Below are 1,030 nucleotides of genomic sequence, written 5' to 3'. Positions count from 1 at the left end.
TGCGAACGACCCTGTAGCTGGCTGGATTTTCAGGCAATACGCACGCTTTCTGGCATCCCGGCCTTTGTCATCCTGTTCAACGCACGCACCATGGCCATAGCTTCCGCTACCTGACCATCGTAGTCACGCAGCGTCAGTGAATCTCCCAACAACTGCTTCATTCTGTACATTGCCGTTTCCGCTATCGAGCGACGGTTATATTCCGTTGTCCATTTCCACCGAGCATTGCTTCCGCTCAGCCGCTGATTAGCAACGGCACGGTTGCGGTCTGCGTACTCACCGGGCCAGTAACCTGCTCCTTTTCGGGGAGGAATAAGCGCGCTGATTTTTTTGCGGCGCAGTTCATCGTGACAAATCCGGGTATCGTAAGCCCCGTCTGCCGCGGCTGCCCTGATTTTTCTGTGAGTCTGCCGGATAAGGCCCGGGAAGGCTTCTGAGTCCGTGACGTTATTCAGCGACAGGTCTGCACAGACAACTTCATGTGTGTTGCTGTCAACAGCAAGATGCAACTTTCGCCAGATACGACGGCGCTCTTTGCCGTGCTTTCTGACTTTCCATTCGCCTTCACCAAAGACCTTCAGCCCGGTGGAATCAATCACCAGGTGTGCGATTTCACCCCGGGTGGACGTTTTGAAACTGACATTAACCGACTTTGCCCGCTTACTGACACTGGTGTAATCCGGGCAGCGCAACGGAACGTTCATCAGGGCAAAAATGGAATCAATAAAACCCTGCGCAGCCCGCAGGGTCAGCCGGAATACGCGTTTAATCACCAGAACGGTGGTGATGGTGAGATCAGAATAGCGCTGGGGCCTTCCTCGTGATGAAGGCGTTGCCGACTCATACCAGGCCTGAATCGCCTCATCATCCAGCCAGAAAGTGAGGGAGCCACGGTTGATGAGAGCTTTGTTGTAGGTGGACCAGTTGGTGATTCTGAACTTTTGCTTTGCCACGGAATGGTCTGTGTTGTCGGGAGGATGCGTGATCTGATCCTTCAACTCAGCAAAAGTTCGATTTATTCAACAAAGCC

Annotated in this window: 1 protein-coding gene; it reads right to left on the bottom strand. The window is 53.3% G+C overall.

Going from position 1 to position 1,030, the window contains the following annotated elements; all coding sequences use genetic code 11:
- Nucleotides 1–29: 29 nt before the first annotated feature.
- Nucleotides 30–953 (bottom strand): IS5 family transposase, encoded by a 924-nt coding sequence (locus tag ENGE1_RS26220; RefSeq protein WP_064360895.1) that lies wholly within the window; start codon nt 951–953, stop codon nt 30–32.
- Between the last annotated feature and the right edge of the window lie 77 nt (nt 954–1,030).

The sequence above is a fragment of the Pluralibacter gergoviae ATCC 33028 = NBRC 105706 genome, from assembly GCF_001598855.1.
In the GTDB taxonomy this organism is placed as follows: Bacteria; Pseudomonadota; Gammaproteobacteria; order Enterobacterales; family Enterobacteriaceae; genus Pluralibacter; species Pluralibacter gergoviae.
Note: the sequence above shows the minus strand (reverse complement) of the source record. Positions and strands in the feature narration are given on the sequence as shown.